This window comes from Nitrospirota bacterium (assembly GCA_040757595.1).
Lineage (GTDB): Bacteria > Nitrospirota > Nitrospiria > Nitrospirales > Nitrospiraceae > JBFLWP01.
In genome coordinates, this window is sequence record JBFLWP010000007.1 from 106761 (window position 1) to 130575 (window position 23815).

Below are 23815 nucleotides of genomic sequence, written 5' to 3' on the forward strand. Positions count from 1 at the left end.
GTCAGTATAATCGCGCCATGTCGCTGGACAAGCGGATCGCCCTGATCGGAGCCGGGAACATGACCGAGGCGCTGGTCGCCGGCATGGTGAAGGCCGGGGTCGCCAAGCCCGAGCAACTTTACGCCACGGACATCCTGCCGGATCGCTGCACCCACCTCCAAAGCCGGCACCGGATCAAAACCAGCCGGGACAACCGAGAGGCGTCGGGGTGGGCGCAGGTCGTGGCGTTGTGCGTTGAACCTCAAGTTTTGGACGACGTCCTCGACCAGATCAGCTCCTCTATCAACGGTGACGCCCTGGTCATTTCGGTGGCGGCCGGCTATCCGATCGCCCGGGTGGGCGCGCACCTCAAGCCAGGGGTCCGCATCGTCCGCGCCATGCCCAACACCCCCTCCAGCGTGCTGGAGGGGATCACGGCCCTCGCTTTCGGGGCCGGGGTCACCCAAGAAGACGGGGACGTCGCCCGGACGATCTTCGAGTCGGTCGGCAAGGTCGTCGTGGTGGAGGAACGGCTGATGGACGCGGTCACGGGGCTGAGCGGGAGCGGGCCGGCCTACGTCTTCATGATGATCGAGGCGTTGGCGGACGGCGGGGTGAAGATGGGGCTCCCTCGGTCCGTCGCCGAGCTCCTGGCGGCCCAGACCGTCCTGGGCGCAGCCCGCATGGTCATCGAGAGCGGGGAGCATCCAGGCCGCCTGAAGGATCGGGTCGCCTCTCCCGGCGGCACCACCATCGCCGGCCTCCACCGGCTGGAGGAGGGTCGGCTCAGGGCCACGCTCATGGCCGCGGTGGAGGCGGCAGCCAAGCGGTCCAAGGAATTGGGAACGGAGAAGGGCGAGGAAACGGGGCACAAACGCCCCCGCGCGCCAGAGCACTAATCCCTTACGAAGGAGCCAGCCGGTGGTCTACTGGGTCAAGGTCGTCTTCACGGACAATCAGGAGCTGCTCGTCAAGGATGCGATCCGGCACACGATCAGCGAGGACATGGAAGTGTTGGAAGTGGACTCGGCCAAGGAAGTCATCATCGTCCCGATGAAACAGATCAAGTACGTCGCCTGCGACGCCACGGTCTTCGCTGCGAAGAAGTAAACCCACCGCTTACGATTTGTTCGTGGCCACCCGCTTGGCCAGGCGTTTGGCCAGGCGCACCATGGCGGGGGAACGGTCGGCCGGGTCCAGCAGGACGTTCAACAGGTGCAGGCGGCGCCGGTCTGCCATCGCCTCGCCCAGGGCCTTGACGAGGTCGCCGTGGGTCGTGATCCGGTGGCCGACCCCACCGCCGATCAACTCGCAGATCCGCTCGTAGCGCCACTCCAGCACGTCGTTGAACGCGCCGTCCATAATCTCCCGCTCCGTCGAATAACCGCGGTTGTTCAGCACGACCACGATCGGCGCCTGGCCGTAGCGGAGACAGGTGGCGAGCTCCGTGCCGGTCATCTGAAAAGCCCCGTCGCCGACCAGCACGATCGGGCGCCGGGACGGATCGGCAAAGCCTGCGCCCAGCGCCGCCGGGACCGCGAAGCCCATCGAGGTGTAATAGGCCGGAGAGAGAAATTCCGCGCTCTGGCGGACCCGGAGATCGGCGGCGGCGAACAGGGCCTCTCCCACGTCGGCGATGACCAGGGTCTCGTCGCTCAGCAACCCGTCCAGGTGGCCGAACAGGCCGCGCAACGTGACCGGAGCGCCCGGCTCCGGTTGTCCGGCGAACACCTTGTCTCGGGCGGGCAGGGGCCGGGCGGGGAAGGACGGCATCGGGGTCTTCGCCAGTTCCTTCACGAAGTCCGCGAACCGGACCCCGTCGTACCGGTGGTGGTTGATCGTCACCGCATCCGCCGTCGCGTGGACCGTGCGCCCCTTCGCCAGCAGCTTGGCGTGAGCCTTGACGTCCTCGACGTCGCTCAGGATGGACCCGAGGATCAGCAGACAGTCCGCCTCCTCCACGAACCGGATGATCTCGTCCCGCCCGATCAACCCGCTGTAGACCCCGATCGAGAGAGGGTGGTCTTCCCGAATGACCGACTTGCCCAGCAGGGTGGAGGCGATCGGCACGTTCATCCGCTCGACGAGCCGGGTCAGGTCGTCCTGCAAGCCGAACCGATAGACCTCGGCGCCGACCAGCACGACCGGGCGATCGGCCACCGAGAGCATCTCGCGCACCTCCGCCACCGCCTCGGCCAGCGCGTCGGGATCGCTGCCCTCGTCTCCCTTGGGCGCGGCGGATGCGACGCCCTCGATCGGCTGCAGGACCCGGTCGCGGGGGATCTCGATGTAGACAGGCCGTTTGTACCGGGCCAGCGCGGCCAGGGCCCGGTCGAGCTCCCGCTCGGCCGTCAGCGGATCGTCCAGGACCACGGCGGCGACCGTGACCTGTTCGAACACCTCCTTCTGAGTCCCGAAGTCGCGGACCATGTGGTGGAGGAACGGATTCCTGGTGCGCTCGGAGATCCCCGGCGAGCCGGTAAGCAGGACGACCGGCGACCGTTCCGCATAGGCGCAGGCGATGGCGTTCACGATGTTCAGCCCGCCGACGCAGTAGGTGACGCAGGCGCCTCCGATCCCGTGGACCCGCGCGTAGGCGTCCGCGGCATAGCCCGCGCAGTCTTCCCTCGTGGTGCCGACGTGCATGATCGGGGACTGCTCGATCAGCTTGTACAGGGTCAGGACGTAGTCGCCGGGAATGCCGAAGATGTGCTTGAGCCCGATCGCGTGCAGCCGGTCGAGGACCAGGGAGCCGATCGTCTGTTTCGCTGCCATCATGAGAGCCCTCCGAATGGTTGCGTGTCCCCAATAGATAGCCGACCGGCACCGCCGCTGTCGAGACTCTCCGTCATCCGCCGCCGTTTACTGCCGCTCTCGCGGGTGGTATAAGGGCTTCGAGGAGCTATGGCCATGACGCGACAGGAAGGCTGGCCTCACGGCGAACGGAACAGGGCGCTCCGTTCTTGCTTGAGCCTGGCCCTGGCCGGATGGCTCGCGGCGGCCGGAGGCTGGATCACCCCGACGGCGCAGGCCGATCCCCCCATCGAGCAGCGGAACCAGTTGAAAGCCGTTCGCACGCTCCTCCTGTCCGGCGAGGCCAGCACCTGGCTGGATCTCTCAACCCCTCCGTACAACGCCTTCATCACCGTCAAGATGAAGCTGGAGCGGGCCGGGTTTGCGGTCGTGTCCGACCCCAGCCAGCCGCACGACGCCCGCGTGATCCTTCGCTACCGGGAATCCCCCGGACGGGAATATCCGCGGATGCAGCAGGGCACGACGATCTCGTGCGACCTGTCGCTCGTTCATGCCGCGGCCGGAACCCTGTGGACCCACCGGTTCGAAGCGTCTACGACCTGGCCGACGCCCGTCGGGAGCCTCTATTGGGACGCCGTCCAGAACCTGGAGGAGGACCCCTACTACTATTATATGGGCGACCTGATCAGAGGCCGGCTGAGCGTCCAGCAGGACGCGGTCGCCGTGTTCAGCGAGACGCTGAAGCAGCCGCCCTTGGCCCTCCCGGCGGACGGCAGCGGCTCGCCGATCACCGGCCAGGTGGCCGCAAACCAGCGGGCGCGGGTCAATGCGATCGGGGAGCTCGGCCGTCTCAAGGACCGCCGGGCCCTGGAGACGCTCTGGCATCTGGTGGACCGGGACAACCGGCTGGAGCGAGAAGCGGCCGTGGCCACCATCGGCGCCATCGGGGATCCGGCCTCGCTCACCCGGCTCGCACAGTTGGCCGAGTCCGACTCGGATCCGGCTGTCCGCGCCGCAGCCGCCGCCGCTGTCAAGCACATCGGCCGGCCGGACTGAGCGATGGCATCCGGCCCCGTCGTTCCCGCTTCCGTCTCACGGCCGGAGATCACGGTCAAGGCCGTCGTCCTCTCGATCGTTCTGGCGGCGGTCCTGGCCGGGGCCAACGCCTACCTGGGCCTGTTCGCCGGAATGACCGTCTCGGCCTCGATTCCCGCCGCGGTCGCCTCGATGGCCATTCTCCGCTGTTTCCGCCGGTCGAACATCCTCGAAAACAACATCGTGCAGACCGCTGCCTCTTCGGGGGAGGCCCTGGCCGCCGGCGTGATCTTCACGATTCCCGCCCTGATCCTGATCGGGTACTGGACGTCGTTCGACTATTGGCAGACCGCCGCGATTTCCCTCGTCGGAGGCCTGCTGGGCGTGCTGTTCACGATCCCGCTGCGCCGCGCGCTCATCGTGGACGCCAAGCTCCGGTTTCCCGAGGGAGTGGCCACGGCGGAGGTCCTCAAGGTGGGAACGGGGGCTCAGCCGGAAAGCCGGACGGCCACGGGCAATGCCTCGGGGCTTAGCACGCTCCTGACCGGGGCAGCCCTCGGCGGAGCGGTCAAGCTGGGGGAAAGCGGCCTGCGGCTCTGGAGCGAAGCGGTGGAGGGTGCCGTGCAATTCGGCCGCTCGGTGGGATACCTGGGCCTCAACCTGTCGCCGGCCCTGCTCGCCGTCGGGTTCATCATCGGCTTGCCCACGGCGGCCGTGGTCTTTCTCGGCGGCGCGCTGGGCTGGCTGCTCCTGATGCCGTTCTACGGAGCCTGGGTCGGGATGCCGGACGGGTTGACCGGCGTGGCCGCGGCCAAAGCCGTGTGGAGCGGGCACATCCGTTACGTCGGAATCGGCGCCATGTTGGTCGGCGGCCTCTGGACGCTCGTGCAGCTCCGTGGACCAGTCCTCCACAGCCTGGCCCGTCTGGGCGCCGCCTATCGGCCCTCGCCGACGGCCGCCGGCCCCACGCCCCGCACCGAACGGGACGCTTCGCTTCCGTGGCTGGCCGCCTTGTTCGCCCTGTCCTTGATTCCCATGGGCCTGATCTACCGGACCGTGGTCGGCGACACGGCGGTGGCCGGGGTGATGACCGTGGTCATGGCGGTGGCGGCCTTCCTGTTCTCCTCCGTCGCCGCCTACATGGCGGGGCTCGTGGGCAGCTCCAGCAATCCGGTCTCCGGGGTGACTATCGCCACGATCATGGTGGCTTCCCTGCTGCTCGTGGCGATCATGGGCCACGGGCATCCGGCCGGACCGGCGGCGACGCTGCTCATCGGCGCCGTGGTCTGCTGCGCGGCCGCCATGGGCGGGGACAACCTGCAGGACCTCAAGACGGGCCACCTGGTCGGAGCCACCCCGTGGAAGCAGCAGGTGATGCAGGTGGTGGGCGTGGCGGCCGCCGCCGTCGTCATCGTGCCGGTCCTGGCTCTGCTGCAAGCCAAGTATGGGATCGGGGACGTGACGGCGGAACATCCGCATCCGCTGAGCGCCCCGCAAGCCACCCTGATGGCCAGCCTCGCGCGGGGCGTGTTCGGAGACGGGCTGCCGTGGCCCCTGGTCGGGCTGGGCGCCCTGATCGGCGTCGCCGTCATTCTGCTCGACCAACGGCAAGCGGCCCAAGGCTCAGCCTTCCGCCTCCCGGTCCTCGCCGTGGCCCTGGGGATCTACCTTCCCCTCAAACTGTCCGCCGCCATCCTCCTCGGTGGTCTCGTCGCCCGATTGGCGCAGGGAGGAAGCAAGCCTCGCGAGGCGGGAGAGGGAAATCCGGGGCTCCTGTTCGCCGCCGGGCTGGTCACGGGGGAGGCCCTGATGGGCATCTTCCTGGCGCTCCCGATCGCGCTCGGCAGCCTCTGGCCCTCGGTGCCGGCCGACCCGTTCACGCTCTTCGAAGCCCCTCCGCTGGGTCCCTGGCCCGGCGCGCTCGCTGTCGCGGGAGTGGCGTATCTGCTGTATCGCAATGGGTGCGACGTGAAGCGTCTCTCGTGAAGCGTGGAGCGAGAATACCCACCTGCGAAGGACGCTTCACGAAGGACGAGCGACGAGTTTCAATCGGAGGGTGGCTCGAAATGCCCGGAAGGGCGGGACTGCCAAGGCACGGTTGCGCGGCGGGATTGCTTGACCAGGCTCCGCAGGCTGGCCTCTGCGGCCATGAGCAGCTTCGGCTCACCGCTCCGGAGCAAGGCGGTCAGGAGGACGTACAGCTCGCGCTCCTGCTTCAGGCCGCGCAGAATCAGCTCGGCCACCGGGTCCACCCGGTCCGGGGAGAGCGGCTCGATCGTTTCTCCCTCCGGATCGGTGGTCAGGAGATCCAGATGCTGGGGACGGCTGTACAGCCAGGAAGCGGGAATGCCGAGGGCGTCGCCCAGGGCCTCCAGCGTGGAGGCAGCAGGATCGGCCTCGCCCGATTCGATCGCGTCCAACGAGGCCGGAGAGAGGCCGGCGCTCTCGGCGAGCGCCGACACCGATTGCCGTCGAGCCAGCCGCCAGGCCTGGATGTTGGCCCCGAGAGACACGGCAGGATCATACCTAACTCGAAGAGAGCGACGCAACTTCACGGGCCAGCCCGTGAAGCCGTCAGGAGGAGACCATCGTGCCGCCAGTTGCCCCCTTGTCCTCGGCCAAGGCCAAGCTGATTCGCGATCTGCTCCGCACCAAGCGGACCCGCGATCGGGAACGGGCCTTCGTGATCGAAGGGGAGAAGCCCGTCCAGGAACTGCTCGCCGCCCGCTCCCCGATGCTGCGCGCGGTGGTCGTAGCCGAGTCGCGTTTGCGAAAGCCCGGCCCGCTACGCCTGTTGCTGGGCCGAGGCCCGGCCCCGGCCTACGTCTGCCGCGACTCGATGTTCGAGAAGCTCTCCGAGGTGAGCAGCCCGGCCGGATTGCTGGCCGTGGTGGAACAGCCGGCCTGGAATCAGGCCGTGATCCTTCAACGGCCGCAGGTGCTCGGCCTGTACGGGGAGTGCCTCCAGGACCCGGCCAACGTCGGCGCCATCGTGCGCACCGCTCTGGGCTTCGGCCTCGACGCCCTGTGGCTGACACCGGACTCGGCGGATGTCTTCAATCCCAAGGTCGTCCGGGCGACGGCCGGCGCTCTCCTCGCCCTTCCCGTGTTCACGATCGCCGACGTCCGCCACCTGACCGGACAGGGGTGCGCGATCCTGGCGGCCGAGCCGCCCGGACCGTCCAGTCGGGCCATCCAGGACGTTGCGGCAATTCCGGCCCGTTCCATCCTGGCCTTCGGCAACGAGAGCCGGGGACTCTCTGAGACCACGACGAAGCGGGCGGCCCTGCGCTTCCACATCCCGGTGAGCCCCGCCGTCCAATCCCTGAACGTGGCCGCGGCGGCGGCCGTGGCCGCGTTCTACTTCAGCCGGCTGCTGAGGGATGGGCGCAAGTCGTGACGGGCGTGAGGAATGCGGGAGGACGTTACCGGCTGCGGTGTCCGTTCAAGAGCGCCGTCAACGACTCGGCGGGCATGGGCCGCGAGAAGTAGTACCCCTGCATTTCGTAGCACTGCTGGCTCTGGAGGAGCGCGGCCTGGGACTTCGTCTCCACGCCCTCGGCGATCACGGAGAGATTCAAGCACCGGGCGAGCGTGATGATCGTCTGGGTAATCGCGGCGTCCGTGGACTGGCTGAGGAGATCGCGGACGAACGACTGATCAATCTTGAGCGTGTTGATCGGAAGCTGCTTGAGGTAGCCCAGCGAGGAGTACTCGATCCCGAAGTCGTCGATCGCGATCCTGATCCCCAGCTCGTGTAATCGCTGCAGAATCTCGGACGTCCTCTGGCGGTCTTGAATGAAGAGACTTTCCGTGAGTTCGAGCTCCAGCGTCCCGGGATCCAGCCCGGTTTCGTGGAGAATCCTCAAGATCATCTCGGTCAGGTTCGGGGACTGAAAGAGGCGGGGCGAAATGTTCACCGCGATCCGGACTCCCGCATGTCCATCGGCGTGCCACCGCCGAGCCTGGGTGCAGGCCGCGCGCAGAACCCATTCGCTGAGCGGCACGATCAAGCCGGATTCCTCGGCAACGGGAATGAACGTGGCCGGGTACAGCAACCCGCGATCGGGATGTTTCCAGCGGATCAGGGCCTCGACGCTCGAGATCGCCCCCTCGGGAGCCGACACGACCGGCTGGTAGTGGAGCAGCAACTCCTGCCGCTGGAGACCCCGCCGGAGATCGGTCTCCACCCGCATCCGCTCCGCCGCTTTGACGTTCATCGCGGGCGAATAGAACATGAAGGTGTTCCCTTTGGCCTTGGCGGAGTACATCGCGATGTCGGCGCCCTGGATGAGACCGTCGCGGGCCTCGCTGTCCGTGGGGTACAACACGATCCCGATGCTGCCGGTCAGGAAGAGCTCCTGGTCGCCTTCAACCGAGCAGGGAAGGGCCACCGCATCGAGTATCTTCTGCGCCACGCGACCCGCGTCGCTGGCGGACGCGACCTCCTCGAGGATGACCAGAAACTCGTCGCCGCCCATGCGAGCCACCACGTCGCTTTGCCGGATGCATCCGGTGAGCCGGGTCGCAATGTTCTTGAGCACGAGGTCCCCGACCGGATGGCCCAGCGTATCGTTGACGAGCTTGAACCGATCGAGGTCGAGGAACAGGATCGCCACCAGCTTCTTGGTCCGGCGGGCGCGGACCAGCGCCTGATCGAGGAGTTTCATGAGCAGGCACCGGTTCGGAAGGCCGGTGAGGAAGTCGTAATAGGCGAGATCGGACTCGGAGGCGTCGGCATTCGTATATCCCCTCGCGTCCCGGGCCACGGTGGCCAGTCCGATGAGCCGTCCTCTCGAATTCCGGAGCGGCCCGAGGGTCAGCACGATCGGAATGACGTGGCCGTCTTTCCGCCGTCGGACGGTCTCCAGCCGCTCGATACACTCCCCCCGACGCACCCGCGCCATGAATTGCTCCTGCTCATAGAGGTGGTCGGAAGGGATGAGGATCGCGCTCGGCTTCCCGACGATCTCCTCGGCGGTATAGCCGAACATACGCTCGGCCGTGCCGTTCCAGGTGACCACCCGGCCGTCCACCGTCTCGCCGATCAGCGCATCGTTGGACGCATCCACGAGCGCAGCCAGATAGGCGTGCTGTGCCTGAGAGCGAGACCACCGGTGGACGAGCAAAAGGGGAACCACGGCCGACATTGCGAGCAAGAGGATGCCCGGCGAGACTTCCGGCCAGACACTCGGCACGAGGAGAAGAGCGGCGGGAAGGGCCAGCACCGCCAGAAGCGTCGCGCCGCGCCGGGGTGCCACGGAGGCGAGGAACGGTACGGCTGCGAGGCCCATCTGGAACGTTCCCTCCGTTTTCACGCCACTCCTCCTTCTGCCCCGGAAAGGGCTGAGCAAGCCTCATGCCGCGGGGAGACTGGGGAATACCGGACGTGGCAAAGGAGGAAGGATCAGAAAAATCCAGAAAAGACAGCGATTTCAGGCGATCAACGAATCGCTGTCGGAGTAGGGAGGACAAGCGATCGAGGGGAATTCCTACGGCGTAATTTGGTGAGAGAGAACAATATTTCGCCTCCTCAGGAACAGTTTACGGAACAGCAGCGGTCGGCCCGAGGGAGGTAGGACAGAATCGGCGTCATGCGAGGCATCACCTGATCGCGGCATGTGCCTCATTCAACGTCATTCCTCATAGTCCAACCCTTGCCCCTCGCTCCTTTCAGATCCTTAGCGCACCCTAGTCGGTCAAGGAGCGGCGGGTTTGGTCAGATCATTGTTCACCCAGTTATTGGGAGCGTTGACATCAATGCCCCCGGCGGGCAGCGGTTTTTCCAGGTTGTCATGGTTATATTCCAAAGTATCGAAGGGCTGAATCTGCTCGTCGGCGGGCAATTGCTTGCTGGTCCAGCCTCCGCCGAGGGCCCGGATGAGCCCGACCGAGGCTCGCAGCAGGTCGGCCTTGATCTGTACTGCGTTGATGCGCGCATCAAGCGTTTGGACCTGTGCGTAGATCAGCTCGAGGCTGGAAGCCAGGCCACCCATGTAAAGTTCAGACGTCAGCTCCTGCGTCTTGAAGAAGGCCCCGACTGCCTCATCTTGGCGATCGGCCGCGATAGTGAGCCGGTTCGTCAGGCTCAACCCGTTCTCGACTTCACGAAAGGCGTTGAGCACCGTCGCCCGGTACCGGTCTTCCGTCTCGCGATAGGCAGACCAGGACTGCTGCAATTGAGCGCGGCGATAGCCCCCCTGGAACATCGGCAGGGACACGAGAGACCCGTAGGACCAGAATCCGGCGGCGAGCTTGGCGGCATTGAGGCCAGAGTCGAGCAACCCTCCGTCGGCTGAGAACCGCACATCTGGGAAAAAGGCGGCGCGGGCGATCCCGATAGCGCGGTTGGCCTCGGCCATCCGGCGCTCCATCGCGGCAATGTCCGGCCGCCGCTCGAGCAAGGTAGAAGGGATGGTCCGAGGAATCGTAAAATTGGCCACTCGAAGATCATCAACCGGCTCGATCGTGAAGCTGGCGGGCGCCCTATTGATGAGGATGGCGATCGCTTGTTCTGTGACTTGGCGCTGGCCTTGGATCTGGGCGTATTTCGACTCCGTGCTGTACAGAAGGGATTCGACGCGGGCGACATCCAGCGCCGACGCGATGGCGCCGGCGAACTGGATCTTGATGAGGTCGAGCGACCGCCGATAGAGGTCGATCGATTGCTGGTAGATCGCCGCCTGCGCGTCGAGGCCGCGCAGCGTGAAATAGTTCGCCGCGAGTTCCGCCTGCAGGCTGAGGCGCGCGAGCCCCCAGTCGGCCGCGCGCTCTTGGGCTCGGTAGGTCTCCACCCTCGTCGCGTTCCGGATCGCGGACCAGAAGTCGGGCTCCCAGGACGCGAGCCCCGCACCGGCCGCCAGCGACCCGGTCAGCGGACTGTCCGGGTCCTTATACAGCCCGGTATCGACTGAATTCCTACTGTCTGTGGCTTTCCCGCCGAGACCCAGGTGCGGGATCCGGCGCGAGCGGGCCATCATCATCATGTCGCGGGCCTGGACGAATCGCTCGGCGGCAGCCTGCAAATCCGGGTTCGCCGCCATGGCTTGCTCGATCAGGCCATCCAGAATCGGATCGTTGAACACTTTCCACCAATCCGGCCGCAGCTCACCATCCGACGGCGTCGCTTCGACGAAGGGGCTCGCGCCATGCCATGACGCGGGAACGACGTACTGGGGCGGTTGATAGTTCGGCGCCAGATCGGCGTGCGGCAACCAGTCGCCGCTGCACCCCGGCAGGATGAGCGCGAACAGGAGGCCGTAGCAGGACACCGAGCGGCCCAGTCCGGACCACACACCTCCAATGCACACACGCTCCGACATCATGGCTGGATGTGTTGCCGAGCCTGCGGCGGCGATCGCAGCTCCGGCGCCTCTGAAGGCTGGGGCGCCCGTGCCGGCGGAGACACGTGCCGCGGCGCCGTCGCATTAAGGAGATCGTACCCGGGAGCCGGCGTCACCACGCGCACTTTGTCGCCTTCGAGCAGAGCTGCGCTTGGGTTGTTTACGATGCGGTCGTTCGCGGAGAGCCCCTCTGCCACTTCGACGACTTGGTCCATCAGTTTGCTCACCGTGATGGATTTCAAATGGACTCGGTCGTCCTCCGTCAGCACGGCCACTTGCGTGTTGCGCTCCTGGAAGACCAGGGCTGTGGACGGCATCGTGAAGGCTTGCCGATCGACTGGCGCCGTGAGGTGCACCTCGGCATAGGAGCCGGGCCAGAGCGCCCGGTCTTCGTTGTCTATGATGAAGACGGTGGTCGCGGTGCGCGTACTCACTTCGAATCCGCGGGCAATGGTAAGGAACTCGGCAGTCCAACGGCGCTTAGGCAATTGCGGAACCGTCAAGTCCGCCTTCATGCCCGGCTGGAGAAAGGGGGCGAACGACTCCGGCACGTTGACAAAGAGGCGCAACCTATCGACGACGGCCACCGTATAGAGGTTGGTCTTCGCATTGGGGGTGCTGAGCGTGCCCTCTTTACTGACCAAGTCGCCGACGTTGATGTTGCGCTGGATCACGACGCCGTCAAAGGGGGCGACAATCTGCTTGAACCCAATGAACGCCTCGATGTTCTTGACCTTTTGCTCCGCGGCCTTGACCCGCGCGGCATGGGCTTGCATTTCCTTTTCCCGCACCGTGATTGCCTGTTCAGAGAGCGCATGGGTTTTGCGCATGGCCTGATAGCGTTTTGCGGTTACCACGGAGAGAGCATATTGAGCCCGCTCCGATTCCAAATCCGCCTTGGCCTGCGCATATTCAGCGTCGAGATCCGGGGTACTGATTTCGGCGAGAATGTCGCCTGTCTTCACCTGGTCCCCGTAGTCCTTGTGCCACATCTTGACGTAGCCCGTGACGCGTGCGTAGATCGGCGCCTGGTACCAGCCCACGATATTGCCGGGCAGCGTAATGGATTCGGTGGCCGGCACCGGCGTGGGACGGACGACGGCCACGGTCGGAATCGCGTTCTCGAGCGTCTGTTGGCGGAGCGCCGCGGCATCGCTGCGGTTCTCATAGACCCGATAGCCAAGATAGAGGGCACAGAGCAGGATCGCGGAGACCGCGAGGTATCTTCCACGTCCCTCCGTCATCTCAGACAGTCTCCTGTTTGGGGGCGACTCGCCGGCTGTAGACGATCGCGTACACGCTCGGCACGAAGAACAGGGTGAAAACCGTAGCCACGAGCAAGCCGCCGATGACGGCGCGACCCAGCGGCGCATTCTGCGAGTAGCCCGTCGCCATGGGAACCATGCCGAAGATCATGGCCGAGGCCGTCATGAGCACCGGACGAAAGCGGGCTTTCCCGGCCTCGACGGCGGCCAGCAGAGCGTCGCCGTGCTCCTGGAGGCGGTCGCGCGCATAGGAGATGACGAGGATCGAGTTGGCGGTCGCCGTACCCATGGTCATGATGGCGCCGGTCAGCGCGGGCTCCGAGAGCCGCGTATGGGTCAGGAACAAGGACCAGGCGATGCCCGCCAGCGCGCCGGGCAAGGCCGTAATGATGATGAAGGGATCGAGCCATGATTGGAAGTTGACGACGATCAGCAAATAGATCAGCACAATCGCCGCGAGCAGTCCGAAGATCAGCTCCGCGTAGGCATCGTACATCAAGGCGGCCTGGCCATGGATTTCGACGGCGGCGCTGCGGGGCTTTTCGTGCTCCATGCTCGCGACGATTTTCTGGACATCCGAAAGAACCCCGCCGAGATCGCGCCCTTCGGCGGAGACATAGATGTCGAACAACGGCATGATATTCCCGTGCGTGACCACGCCCGGCGTGCCTATCGGTGTGATGCTGGCCAAATTGCCGAGGAGTTGCACGTCATCCTTCGCGGCACCGTTCGAGGAACCGACGGGGACGGTCTTGATACTGTTGAGGCTGCTGATCTGCGGCTGTGGATTATAGACATTGATCATGTACGACATGCCGGTCGAGGGATCGAGCCAATAGATCTGATCGACCTGTTGGCTCCCGGCGACCGTCGTGAGCAGATCGTCGGCGATGTCTTTCTCGGTCCGATTCACTCCGAGGCCAAACGTGCGGTCGCCTTCGACCAGAAGCGTCGGCGTACGCATCGTCTGTTGGATCACCACGTCGACGGCGCCGGGGATGTCGCGGAACTCGGCCATCAATTTGCGGGCGAACTCGTAATTGGGGTAGACATCCGGACCGTTGACCTGGACGTCGATCGGCGCGGGCGCGCCGAAGTTGAGGATTTTCGCCGTCAGATCGGACGGTTGGAAGGTGAATTCGGTTCCCGGGTAGCGCTCTTTCAAGCCTTTGCGGAGAATGCGCCGAATGTCCCAGACCCGCGACTTGTCATCGTTCAAGAGAATCGTCAGGTCACAATCCTGCGAACCGATCGTCGGCGTCGGAATGAAGGCGAGGTTATGGGGTCCGAACGGCAAGCCGCAATTGCTGACAATGTTTTCCACTTGCCCGGGCAGCAACTCCTCGATGCTGTTGGAGATCAGCGTCGCAAGACGTGCGGATACCTCGATGCGTGTCCCGAGCGGCGCCCGCATATGCATCTGAATGACCCCTGACCGGATCTCGGGGAAATAGTCGCGCCCGAGGAACAAGAACAGGCTCAGGGAGCTGAGTGCGAGCGCCAGACAGATGGCGACGAAGCGGGTCCGATTGGCGACCGCCTGCTCGAGCAGCACACCGTAGCGCTCACGGACCCGATTGAACCCGCGTTCGAACCGCTGCTGAAAGCGGACGAAGACGTTCCGCGACGGTGCCGCGCCGGGGTGCCCTTCGTGATCAGGCGTTTGTGGTGTGCTGCGGCCGTTCATGATGCTGGTTCTTCATGAGATATTTCGCCATGGTCGGCACCAGCGTGCGCGATAGGATGAAGGAGGCGATCATCGCAATCATGACCGCCTCCGCCATGGGCTTGAACAGGTAGCCGGAGGCGCCGGTAAGCCCGAAGAGCGGGAGCCAGACGATCGCGATGCAGAGCGTCGCGACGAGCGTCGGAACGACGATCTGGTTAGCGGCGTCGATGATGGCTTGCTCCAGCGGCTTCCCCATTTCGAGATGGCGGTCGATATTCTCGATCATCACGGTCGCATCGTCGACCAGGATACCGACCGCCAGAGCCAGGCCGCCCAATGTCATGATGTTGATCGTCTCGCCGAGTGCATGCAGGCCGATGAGCGCCGTCAGGATGGACAGCGGGATCGACGTCCAGACGATGACCGTGGCCTTCCATGACCCGAGCAGCAGGAGCACGATGATCCCGACCAGCGCACCGGCGGTGAGCATTTCATGGACCACGTCCTTGATGGAATCCTTCACGAACGTCGAGGCGTCGTCGAGGAGTCTGATCTCCACGCCCCTCGGGACGACGTCCTGGGCCCGCGGGAGCATCTTCTTGATCCCGTCGACCACCGCCACCGTGGAGGCCTCGGTGCTCTTCATGGCGACGATGATGACCCTCTGCTTGCCCTTGACCAGAACGGCGTTCTGTTGCACCCGGCCCATGAGCCTGACGGTGGCGATGTCCCGCAGATAGACGAACGCGTTGCCTTCCCGCTTGATCGGAATGTTGCCGAATTCCTCGATCCGCATCGGCGACGCATTCGTGAGGACGATCCAGTCGGTCGACTTGATCTTGACGTCGCCGGACGGCAGCACGAGGTATTGCTTCATGAGGGTCGAATGAACGTCCGACGGCGTGAGCTGCCGGGCGAGCAATTTCTGCTGATCGAGATTGACCATCACCTGCATAGGCTGGCCCCCGTACGGGAGCGGCAGGACGATTCCCGGGACCGTCACCAGCAGGGGACGGATTCGCATGTAGGCAAGGTTAAAGAGCTCCGCGGGCGTCATATCGTCGGAACTGACTTCGATCATGGCTACCGGAATGGAGGATGGCGCGAGACGCATGATCATCGGCGGGGAAATATCGGGCGGCAGCGCCTTGATGACGTTCTGCGCAATGCCCACGATATCTGCTTCGGCCCTCCCTACATCCACATGGTCTTGGAGAAAGATATTCGTGATGCTGACGCCGTAGTAGGAGTGACTATGGATGTACTTGATGCCTTCCACCGTCGAGGTCAAAAAGCGCTCGAATAGGTACGTGATCCGTCCTTCCACCTGCTGCGGCAGCAGGCCAGCATAGGCCCAGACCACCGAGGTGACCGGAATCGCGATATTCGGGAAGACGTCGGTCGGCATTTGGAGAACGGTAAGGCTGCCCAATATCACAATGAGAATGGACATGACGACGAAGGTATAGGGCCTTTTGAGGGCGATGAGGACGAGTTGGTTCATGCGCGAAGTCCGCCTGAAGCAGTTTCAATTTGTATCATGCTGACATGGCTCAATTAAAGGATTTCTTTGGGTTCGGCAGGCAGTGTCCCTCTTTTGCTGGAAATTGACAAGGGGGGAACCACGATCTGCTGCAGCACACCCGGACCGCCCTCGCGATCTTCAAGATCCCGCCCGCTGTGCAGCGGGAAGCTAAGGACGGGGAAGAATGGAAAAGCTGGAGGAGGTTCTCCGCGGCCTTTACCTCAATGCGGGGATGAACAGGCCGCGGCTCAAGTTCGATACAGGAAACGCTGGAGGTAATTATCCGGACTGTTTTGATCGAACGGCCCGGCACACGTCAAGCGAGGGATGGTGCCGAGGGACAGAATCGAACTGTCGACACCAGCCTTTTCAGGGCTGTGCTCTGCCAACTGAGCTACCTCGGCACGGGCGACACGATAACAAGCGGCTTCCGACCCTGTCAAGGCGGGTGAGAGCGGGGTGACGAACGACGGATCGCGCCACCGCAGGTGGCTTGACGCCTTTCTCGTCGGCAGAGTATTCTCACGTTGATCCGCAACAAACGGAGACCCTTGTGGCCCGACAGGACGCGACAGAGACGACGGAGGCCCAGGTTCAGGCGACCGAGAAGCCCGAGCCGGAGGCCCAGCCCAAGCCGCCCAAGGAATACGTCGAGGAGCTGGTCAAGAAGGCCAGAGCCGCGGCCGGCCGGATGGCCGGCCTGCCGACGACGGTCAAGGACCAAGCTCTGCTCGCGATGGCCGAGGGGCTGGAAGCCAAGACCGACGAGGTCCTGGCGGCGAACGAGAAGGACCTGGCGGCCTTCGAAGCCAGCGACAAGGGCAAGGATACGGCCTTTGCGGACCGGCTCCGCCTGACGCCGGAGCGGGTCGCCGAGATGGCCAAGGGGGTCCGCGAGATCGTCAAGCTGCCGGACCCGGTCGGGGAGTCGCTCAAGATGTGGCGCCGGCCGAACGGCATGCTGGTCGGCCGCGTGCGGGTGCCGATCGGCGTGATCGGGATCATCTACGAGTCGCGCCCCAACGTGACCGTGGACTCGGCCGCCCTCTGCCTCAAATCCGGGAACGTCTGCGTCCTCCGCGGGGGATCGGAGGCCATCCACTCCAACCGGGCCATCGCCGGCATCCTGGGTGAAGCGGCCGAGAAGGCCGGCGTGCCGTCAGGCGCGATCGCCTTCGTGGACCGGACCGAGCGGGAGATCGCCCTGGAGCTTCTGAAGCAGGATCGGCACGTGGACCTCATCATCCCGCGCGGCGGCGAGTCGCTCATGAAAACCGTGACGGAGGAATCGCGCATTCCCGTCATCAAGCACGACAAGGGGGTCTGCCACGTCTACGTGGACGCGGATTCGGATGTGGAGATGGCCAAGAAGATCTGCCTGAACGCGAAGGTCCAGCGGCCTTCCACCTGCAACGCGATGGAAACCCTCCTGGTGCACCAGAACGTCGCCCGCGCGTTGTTGCCGTCCCTGATCAAGGCCATGGCCGATGCGGGCGTCGAGGTGCGCGGCTGCCCCAAGACTTGCCAGGTGGCTCCCGAGGCCAAGCCCGCGAGCGAAAAGGACTATGGCCAGGAGTTTCTCGCCCTGATCCTGGCCGTGAAGGTCGTCAGGAACATGGAAGAGGCGATGGAGCACATCGCCGCGTACGGGTCCCGCCACACCGAGGCGATCGTGACCAACGACTATGCCCGCGGGCTCCGCTTCCTGCGGGAGGTGGACGCCAGCGCCGTGCTGATCAACGCCTCCACGCGGCTGAACGACGGGTACCAGTTCGGCCTCGGGGCGGAGATCGGCATCAGCACGACCCGCATCCACGCCCGCGGCCCGATGGGGCTGGAGGACCTGACCTGCGCCAAGTTCGTGGTCTATGGCTCCGGCCAAATCCGTGAATGATGTGGACCCTTCCGTCCGTTCCGCGCTGACCCGTCCCGGCAATCTCGTCTTCCCCTCCAACTTGCCCCACCTTCGCGACCCGAGCGCCGCGGGCGGACGAGTCGTCCGCCTTCCGAGCGGCCATCTCGTGCTGTACGGAGCCCACGGCCGACGCATCCTGGCCACCGACCCGGATGGCCACCCGCTGCACGAGTGCGAGTGGCGCACCGCGCCGGACGGAACCGCTGCCTTGGCTCGTGCGCGCATCCGGCTGGACTGGGACCAATGGGTCGGGATCAAACCGGAGGGCCTCGTCAACGCCACGGCCCTGGACCTGTCCCGGAAGCCCGGCTGGCAGAAGCTCACCGCCGACGACCTCCGGCAGATGGCCGCGCAGGCGCTACAAGTCCCGATCGGGGAAGTGCGGTTCTTCTACGGGGACGATGATCTGGTCATTGACCGGCGTGGGCAGGCGACGATCAGGCACAGGAAGGACGCCTTCTACGTGCTGGACGACGGCACCTTCGAGCGGGCCCGTTTCATGGCCTGCATGGGCGCGATGCACTGGGCCAGGATCGATTTCCTGCCGGTCGTGGAGCTGTTCCAATCGCTCCTGCCGGGGACCGGCAGCGCCACGTTCGAGCTGATCCGCGGCCTCTACGACGATCAGAACCGGGACGAGCCGCTCCCGCTCCGCTATCGCGGCATCCCGACCTATCCCTCCGAAGCCGCCTTCCGTCTGTTCAGTGCCTTCTTCACGCCCCAGGGTCCGGGGGGAAGCGACCCGTTCCCGGTCTTCATGGACGTGCCGCGCTCCCACGAGGTGACCTGGCTGCCCGTGCCGGATCAGCCGCGGCGCTACTTCGATGAGCCGCACCGCCTGTGCCTGACCGTCAAGGGAGGTCTCGTCCAGAAAGTGACCGTGGCGGACGATCCGACCGGTCTCCCCTACGTGGCCGCTGGACCGCACGGGTTCGCCCCCTGCGACCGATCCGTCCACGTGGCGCAGGGCAAGTTGGTGCTGAAAGAGGGGGAGAGGAGCAGCGAGATTCCGATCAGTCCGATCTGGGGAAACCTGCACGAAACCCTCGCCCCTAAGGAGCGAGGGGAGGGAAGTTGGCGGGCCCTGTTCGGCGGACCGCCGCCGGCGGTCACGCCGTCGGAGGCCTATTCGGCCGTGCTCCTCTATCCGGACGACGACCGGGAGATTGACGAGGCAGGGAGCCAGCCGTTCGTCGCGGACTATCTGGAAGACCTCGTCGAGCAGCGGCCGGAACTGGCCGGAAAGGTCGCGCAAGCCTCCCGCATCCTGATTGACGGCTTCGACGCGGCTCTCGACGCCTGCATCCGCTTGGACCGGCCGAGGGACTATACGGTGCTCTACCGGCATCCGGCCTTGGCCCAGAAGCAGGCCCAGAATCTCTGGAACAAGCTGGCGCAAGCGCAGCGGCTCGACCGGACCAGGCGGATCACGTTCCTGCCGGCCGAGTCATCCAGCCGGCGGACCTACGAGCAGCAGCATGACCTGATCTACCAGTGGGGCTCGTTTGCGCGCTTCGACCAGCAGGCAAAGCTGACCGAAACCGTCGGCGCCATTGCCGCCGCGCTCAAGCCGGGAGGGTTCGCTTTTGCCGTGGGGCCGACGATGCTGGCCCCCCTCATGCGGGCTCGGGGACTCCGTGTTCTGCGCTCCGAGCCGGTCGAGTCTCTCCCGACCTTCCGCATGCACCGGACCATCCTGCCGCAGGCGCGTCTCAAACCCGGCCTGACGCTCTTTCATCTGACCAAGAGCTGACCCAAATTAAGGCCCGCGCGGTTTTTGCCGATAAGAAGATTGGTGACGGTCCACAGACCCGGCACCGACAGGTCTACGCGCACCCATGAACCCCTGGATCGACACGCTGTTCTCCAACGAGGCCCTTCGGCGCCTGGTGGAGCAGATTCACACCCTGCCGAGCCTGCCCGCCATCTATCGTGAGCTGCGGGACGAGCTTCGATCGCCGGACCCCTCCATCGACAAGGCCGCCCGCATCATTGCCAAGGACATGGGCATGGTGACCAAGATCCTCCAAGTGGTCAACGCGCCGTTCTTCGGCCTGTCCACGAAGATCTCCAACCCGGTCCAAGCGGTGGCGTTTCTGGGTTTGGACCGCCTCAAGGCCCTCGTCCTTTCCATGCAGGTCTTCTCGCAATTCCGCGGAACCCGGTTGGCCTTTTTCTCGCTGGAAGTGCTGTGGCGCCACAGCTTGGCGACGGGCGGCCATGCACGGGCCATCGCGAAGGAGGAGAAGGCTCAGCCGCAGGTCATTGACGACGCCTTTACCGCGGGGCTTTTGCACGACGTGGGGATTCTGGTCCTGATCACCAATTTGCCGGAGAAATACACGGACGCTCTGGCCCTGATGCAGGACCGGGGAATCGCGGAGTGGGAGGCCGAATACGAAGCGTTGGGCGCCACCCACGGGGAGGTGGGCGGGTATTTGCTGGCCAATTGGGGCCTGGAGGGCCCGATTGTGGAAGCCGTCTCCTACCACCACGACCCGATGCGGTCCGTCAGCCAGCCCTTCAGTCCGCTGGCGGCGGTGCACGTGGCCAACGCGGTGGACGAGGAACAGCACGAATCGGACCTGGGCGGCATCCCGACGCCGCTGGACACGGCCTATCTGGCCGCCTGCGGCTTGGCTGACCGGCCCAGAACGTGGCGGGCCGTCCGCCGGGGAGCCGTTGTTCTGTCTTGACAGGGCCGGCCTGACCCAGTAGGATACGGCTACCTTTAATGCTCATCCAGTGAGGTGAGCAAGGAGCCGAGCCCATGAACGGCCAGCAGCACGCCGTGGTCCGACGACAACCGACCTTCTCTCCAGCGAACGGGGAGAAGGTTTTTTTATGCCCGGAAGCCGCGCCGTGACCCGCCAGCAGGAGAGACAGCAGGAAAAGCTGATCATGGACGCGAGCGAGGTCGCGCGCGCCCTTACCCGGATCGCCCACGAGATCCTGGAGCGGAACAAGGGCGTCTCGGACCTGGCGCTCGTCGGCATCCGGACGGGCGGCGTCCACCTGGCCCACCGGCTGGCCAAGCGCATCCAGAGCATCGAGGGGGGCTCCGTGCCGATCGGGGAGCTGGACATCACTCTCTATCGGGACGACCTCTCGCTCCGCAGGGACCAGCCCCTGCTCCGCAAGACCACGATCCCGTTCAACGTCTCCGACCTGAAGGTCGTGCTCGTGGACGACGTGCTGTTCACGGGACGGACGATCCGGGCCGCCATGGACGGGCTGATGGACCTGGGACGCCCCGCCGAGATTCAACTGGCCGTCCTGGTGGACCGGGGGCATCGGCAGCTCCCGATCAAGGCTACCTACATCGGCAAGAACATCCCCACCGCGCGGGAGGAACAGGTTCAAGTATTCCTTGAGGAAGAAGGCGAAGAAGACCGAGTCGTCGTGCTCCCCCCGACTTAATGGAGGCTGACCATGAGCCTCAAATGCAAAGACCTGATCAGCATCGCGACCCTGTCGCCCGACGAGATCCTGCTCGTCCTGGAGACCGCCGACTCCTTCAAAGAGGTCAGCGGACGCGACATCAAGAAGGTGCCGGCGCTCCGGGGCAAGACCGTGGTCAACTTCTTCTTCGAGCCCAGCACGAGGACCCGCACTTCCTTCGAGCTGGCGGCCAAGCGGCTCAGCGCCGACGTCATCAACTTTTCGCCCTCCTCCAGCAGCGTCGTGAAAGGCGAGACGCTCCTGGACACGGCCCGGAACGTCGAGGCGATGCAGGCCGATATCATCGTGCTGCGGCACCAGGCGGCGGGGGCGGCGGAGACCCTGGCCCGCGGCGTCAAGTCCTCGGTGATCAACGCGGGGGACGGCTGGCACGAGCACCCGACCCAGGCGCTTCTGGACCTGTACACCCTGCGGGAGAAGAAGCGGGAGTTTAGAGGGCTCCGGGTGGCCATCGTGGGGGATCTCGCCCACAGCCGGGTGGCCCGGTCTAACATCCACGCGCTCACGAAGCTGGGCGCGGAGGTCCGGGCGGCGGGCCCGCCGACCATGATGCCGGCCTGCCTGGACCGGCTGGGCGTCAAGGTCTATTACAACCTGGACGAGGCCCTGCGCGGCGTGGACGTGATCATGATGCTCCGCCTCCAGTTGGAGCGGCAGGGGCGGGCGCTCTTCCCCTCCATCCGCGAATACTCCCAGCTCTACGGCTTGACCGCCGAGCGGCTCAAGCTGGCCGAGCCGGGCGCGCTCGTCATGCACCCGGGTCCCGTCAACCGCGGGGTGGAGATCGCCCCGGAGGTGGCGGACAGCTTCGCCTCGGTGATTCTGGACCAGGTCGCCAACGGCGTCGCGGTGCGGATGGCGGTCCTGTATCTGCTGTCCGGCGCGGCCTAGGGCCGCGGTGCGAGGCTCAGGTGCGGCAAGCGGCCAAGTCTGCAACCAACCGATCGTTGAAAGCTGAACGCTGATGGCTCTTTTGATCAAAGGCGGACGGGTGATTGACCCGGGACGGATCAACGGCCCGGCCGACGTGCTCATCGAGAACGGGAAGATCGCGGCGGTCGGTCCGAACCTGAAGCTTGCGCGCAACGGCGACCCTGGACTGCAGATCCTGGACGCGACCGGCAAGCTGGTCGTCCCCGGCTTCGTGGACCTGCACGTTCACCTGCGCGAGCCGGGCTTCGAGTACAAGGAGACGATCCTGACCGGCACCGCGGCGGCCGTGGCCGGCGGCTTTACGTCCGTCTGCTGCATGCCGAACACCAACCCGGTGAACGACAACCAGTCCATCACCGAGTTCATCCTCGACCAGGCCCGCGCCGCCGGCAACGCCCGCGTGTTTCCGATCGGCGCGATCACCAAGGGCTCAGAAGGCAAGGAGCTGGCCGAGATCGGCGACCTGCGGCGGGCGGGCTGCGTGGCCATCTCGGACGACGGCCGGCCGGTCATGAACAGCCTCGTCATGCGCCGCGCGATGGAATACGCGCTGGCCTTCGACCTTCCCGTGATCGACCATTGCGAGGACCTGCACCTGTCCGAGGGCGGCTGCATGAACGAGGGGTTCGTCTCCACCCAATTGGGACTGCCGGGCATCCCCTCGGCGGCGGAGGACGTGATGGTCGCCCGCAACCTGGCCCTGGCCGAGTTGACCGGCGCGCGGCTGCACCTGGCCCACGTCAGCACGGCCGGCTCGGTCCGGATGGTCCGGGAGGCGAAGGCCCGCGGTCTGAGGGTCACGGCGGAAGCCTGCCCGCACCATTTCACGCTGACCGAAGAGGCCGTGCGCGGCTTCAACACCCACGCGAAGATGAACCCGCCGCTGCGCACTTGGCAAGACGTGCACGCGATCAAGGAGGGGCTGCGGGACGGGACGATCGACGTAATCGCGACGGACCATGCCCCGCACGCGGCCCAGGACAAGCAGCGGGAGTTCGCCGACGCGCCCTTCGGCATCGTGGGGCTGGAGACCGCCCTGCCGCTGACCCTCGCCCTGGTCGAGGAAGGAATTCTGCCGCTGGAAGGTGCGATCGCCAAGCTGACGACCGAGCCGGCCCGGGTCTTCAGCCTCGCGCAGGGGAGCCTGGCCCCAGGAGCCGACGCCGACCTCGCCATCGTGGATCCGGAACGGTCGTGGGAAGTGGACCCGGCCCGGTTCCGCTCCAAGAGCCGGAACACCCCGTTCGCCGGCTGGAAGGTCAAGGGCCGGGTCACGGCGACGCTGGTGTCCGGACGGATCGTGTATGAACTCCCCGAGGACGGCCGGTGATGAGCGACGCGCCGCCCGTGAACGGTCACCCGCCGGCCCTCGCACGGTCCCTGCGCGGCGCGCGGGGGCTGGTCGTGTGCTCGACGCTGGAGCTGCTGGCCCTGGCGGTCTGGGTCGGCGGGCTGGTCGTGATCGTGGCCGCGGTCATTCCGGCCGTGTTCAACACCTTCGGGATGGAGCCGGGAGGCCGGTTCCTGACCCGCGTGTTCGACGGCTATAATAGGCTCACGGTCGGGGCCATCGTGGTGCTGGCGGCCGCGGCGGCGTGGCGGCTCCGCGTCGATCGCGCGGGGCTCGGGCGAGCGGAGATCGCGCTTCTGGCTCTGATGGCGGGCGTGGCGGCGGTGATCATGCTCTGGCTCGGTCCCCGGTCGATCGGCCTCCAGGAGCAGGCCTTCGCGGCCCAGGGGGAAGCGGAGCGGAAGGTGGCCTACGAGGCGTTCTTTCGGACCCACACGGTCGTGCGCGGCCTGTACCTCCTGAACCTGGGATTGGGCGTCGCGGTGCTGACCGTGAAAGCGCGAGCATGGCGCATGAATTCTCCGTTTTGAATCTTGAGTCGTCCGAAAACAGTGACTGCAAACTCAACACTCCCAACTCCAAAC

Annotated in this window: 17 protein-coding genes, 1 tRNA gene and 1 pseudogene; 12 read left to right on the forward strand and 7 right to left on the reverse strand. The window is 65.5% G+C overall.

Annotated elements, in window-relative coordinates; genetic code table 11:
* Nucleotides 1–17 precede the first annotated feature (17 nt).
* Together proC and AB1411_08485 are read left to right on the forward strand one after the other, a co-directional pair.
* Nucleotides 18–878: a pyrroline-5-carboxylate reductase gene (gene proC / locus AB1411_08480; GenBank protein MEW6543635.1), complete on the forward strand. Its 861-nt coding sequence runs from the start codon at nt 18–20 to the stop codon at nt 876–878.
* A 22-nt stretch (nt 879–900) separates the two neighbouring features.
* Nucleotides 901–1089, forward strand: coding sequence for a hypothetical protein (locus tag AB1411_08485; protein ID MEW6543636.1), 189 nt, complete (start codon nt 901–903; stop codon nt 1087–1089).
* 9 nt (nt 1090–1098) lie between these two features.
* Here the strand turns inward: AB1411_08485 and AB1411_08490 are convergent, their stop codons facing one another.
* Nucleotides 1099–2754: a thiamine pyrophosphate-dependent enzyme gene (locus AB1411_08490; GenBank protein ID MEW6543637.1), complete on the reverse strand. Its 1656-nt coding sequence runs from the start codon at nt 2752–2754 to the stop codon at nt 1099–1101.
* Nucleotides 2755–2889: 135 nt separating this feature from the next.
* On the opposite strand from AB1411_08490, the gene AB1411_08495 reads away from it, so the two are divergent.
* Both AB1411_08495 and AB1411_08500 read left to right on the forward strand, forming a co-directional pair.
* Nucleotides 2890–3789, forward strand: a complete 900-nt coding sequence (locus tag AB1411_08495) for a HEAT repeat domain-containing protein (protein ID MEW6543638.1) — start codon at nt 2890–2892, stop codon at nt 3787–3789.
* A gap of 3 nt (nt 3790–3792) precedes the next feature.
* On the forward strand, nt 3793–5754 hold the full coding sequence (locus AB1411_08500) for an oligopeptide transporter, OPT family (protein ID MEW6543639.1): 1962 nt from the start codon (nt 3793–3795) through the stop codon (nt 5752–5754).
* 59 nt (nt 5755–5813) lie between these two features.
* Here AB1411_08500 and AB1411_08505 read toward each other — a convergent pair whose 3' ends face one another.
* Entirely contained in the window at nt 5814–6281 is a 468-nt protein-coding gene (locus AB1411_08505; GenBank protein ID MEW6543640.1) for a helix-turn-helix transcriptional regulator, read from the reverse strand.
* A gap of 77 nt (nt 6282–6358) precedes the next feature.
* On the opposite strand from AB1411_08505, the gene AB1411_08510 reads away from it, so the two are divergent.
* The gene (locus AB1411_08510; GenBank protein MEW6543641.1) at nt 6359–7168 is read left to right on the forward strand and encodes an RNA methyltransferase; all 810 of its coding nucleotides are present in this window, start codon (nt 6359–6361) and stop codon (nt 7166–7168) included.
* Between the two features lie 25 nt (nt 7169–7193).
* Here AB1411_08510 and AB1411_08515 read toward each other — a convergent pair whose 3' ends face one another.
* From AB1411_08515 to AB1411_08535, 5 genes and pseudogenes are all read right to left on the reverse strand, one after another.
* Nucleotides 7194–9086, reverse strand: coding sequence for an EAL domain-containing protein (locus AB1411_08515; GenBank protein ID MEW6543642.1), 1893 nt, complete (start codon nt 9084–9086; stop codon nt 7194–7196).
* A 381-nt stretch (nt 9087–9467) separates the two neighbouring features.
* Nucleotides 9468–11021 (reverse strand): efflux transporter outer membrane subunit, encoded by a 1554-nt coding sequence (locus tag AB1411_08520; protein ID MEW6543643.1) that lies wholly within the window; start codon nt 11019–11021, stop codon nt 9468–9470.
* A gap of 68 nt (nt 11022–11089) precedes the next feature.
* Nucleotides 11090–12355, reverse strand: coding sequence for an efflux RND transporter periplasmic adaptor subunit (locus AB1411_08525; protein MEW6543644.1), 1266 nt, complete (start codon nt 12353–12355; stop codon nt 11090–11092).
* A 1-nt stretch (nt 12356) separates the two neighbouring features.
* Nucleotides 12357–15549: pseudogene (locus AB1411_08530) on the reverse strand (efflux RND transporter permease subunit).
* A gap of 349 nt (nt 15550–15898) precedes the next feature.
* Nucleotides 15899–15974 (reverse strand) — tRNA-Phe (locus tag AB1411_08535).
* 149 nt (nt 15975–16123) lie between these two features.
* On the opposite strand from AB1411_08535, the gene AB1411_08540 reads away from it, so the two are divergent.
* From AB1411_08540 to AB1411_08570, 7 genes are all read left to right on the forward strand, one after another.
* Entirely contained in the window at nt 16124–17464 is a 1341-nt protein-coding gene (locus AB1411_08540) for a glutamate-5-semialdehyde dehydrogenase (protein MEW6543645.1), read from the forward strand.
* Nucleotides 17465–17525: 61 nt separating this feature from the next.
* On the forward strand, nt 17526–19238 hold the full coding sequence (locus AB1411_08545) for a hypothetical protein (protein ID MEW6543646.1): 1713 nt from the start codon (nt 17526–17528) through the stop codon (nt 19236–19238).
* Between the two features lie 85 nt (nt 19239–19323).
* Nucleotides 19324–20181: an HDOD domain-containing protein gene (locus tag AB1411_08550; protein ID MEW6543647.1), complete on the forward strand. Its 858-nt coding sequence runs from the start codon at nt 19324–19326 to the stop codon at nt 20179–20181.
* 148 nt (nt 20182–20329) lie between these two features.
* Nucleotides 20330–20905, forward strand: a complete 576-nt coding sequence (pyrR, locus tag AB1411_08555) for a bifunctional pyr operon transcriptional regulator/uracil phosphoribosyltransferase PyrR (GenBank protein ID MEW6543648.1) — start codon at nt 20330–20332, stop codon at nt 20903–20905.
* A 12-nt stretch (nt 20906–20917) separates the two neighbouring features.
* Nucleotides 20918–21838 carry an aspartate carbamoyltransferase catalytic subunit gene (locus tag AB1411_08560; GenBank protein ID MEW6543649.1) on the forward strand — a complete coding sequence of 307 codons (921 nt, stop codon included), beginning with the start codon at nt 20918–20920 and terminating at the stop codon, nt 21836–21838.
* A gap of 73 nt (nt 21839–21911) precedes the next feature.
* Entirely contained in the window at nt 21912–23210 is a 1299-nt protein-coding gene (locus AB1411_08565) for a dihydroorotase (protein ID MEW6543650.1), read from the forward strand.
* Nucleotides 23210–23761 (forward strand): DUF4149 domain-containing protein, encoded by a 552-nt coding sequence (locus AB1411_08570; GenBank protein MEW6543651.1) that lies wholly within the window; start codon nt 23210–23212, stop codon nt 23759–23761. The genes AB1411_08565 and AB1411_08570 overlap by 1 nt, the downstream gene beginning before the upstream one ends.
* Nucleotides 23762–23815 lie beyond the last annotated feature (54 nt).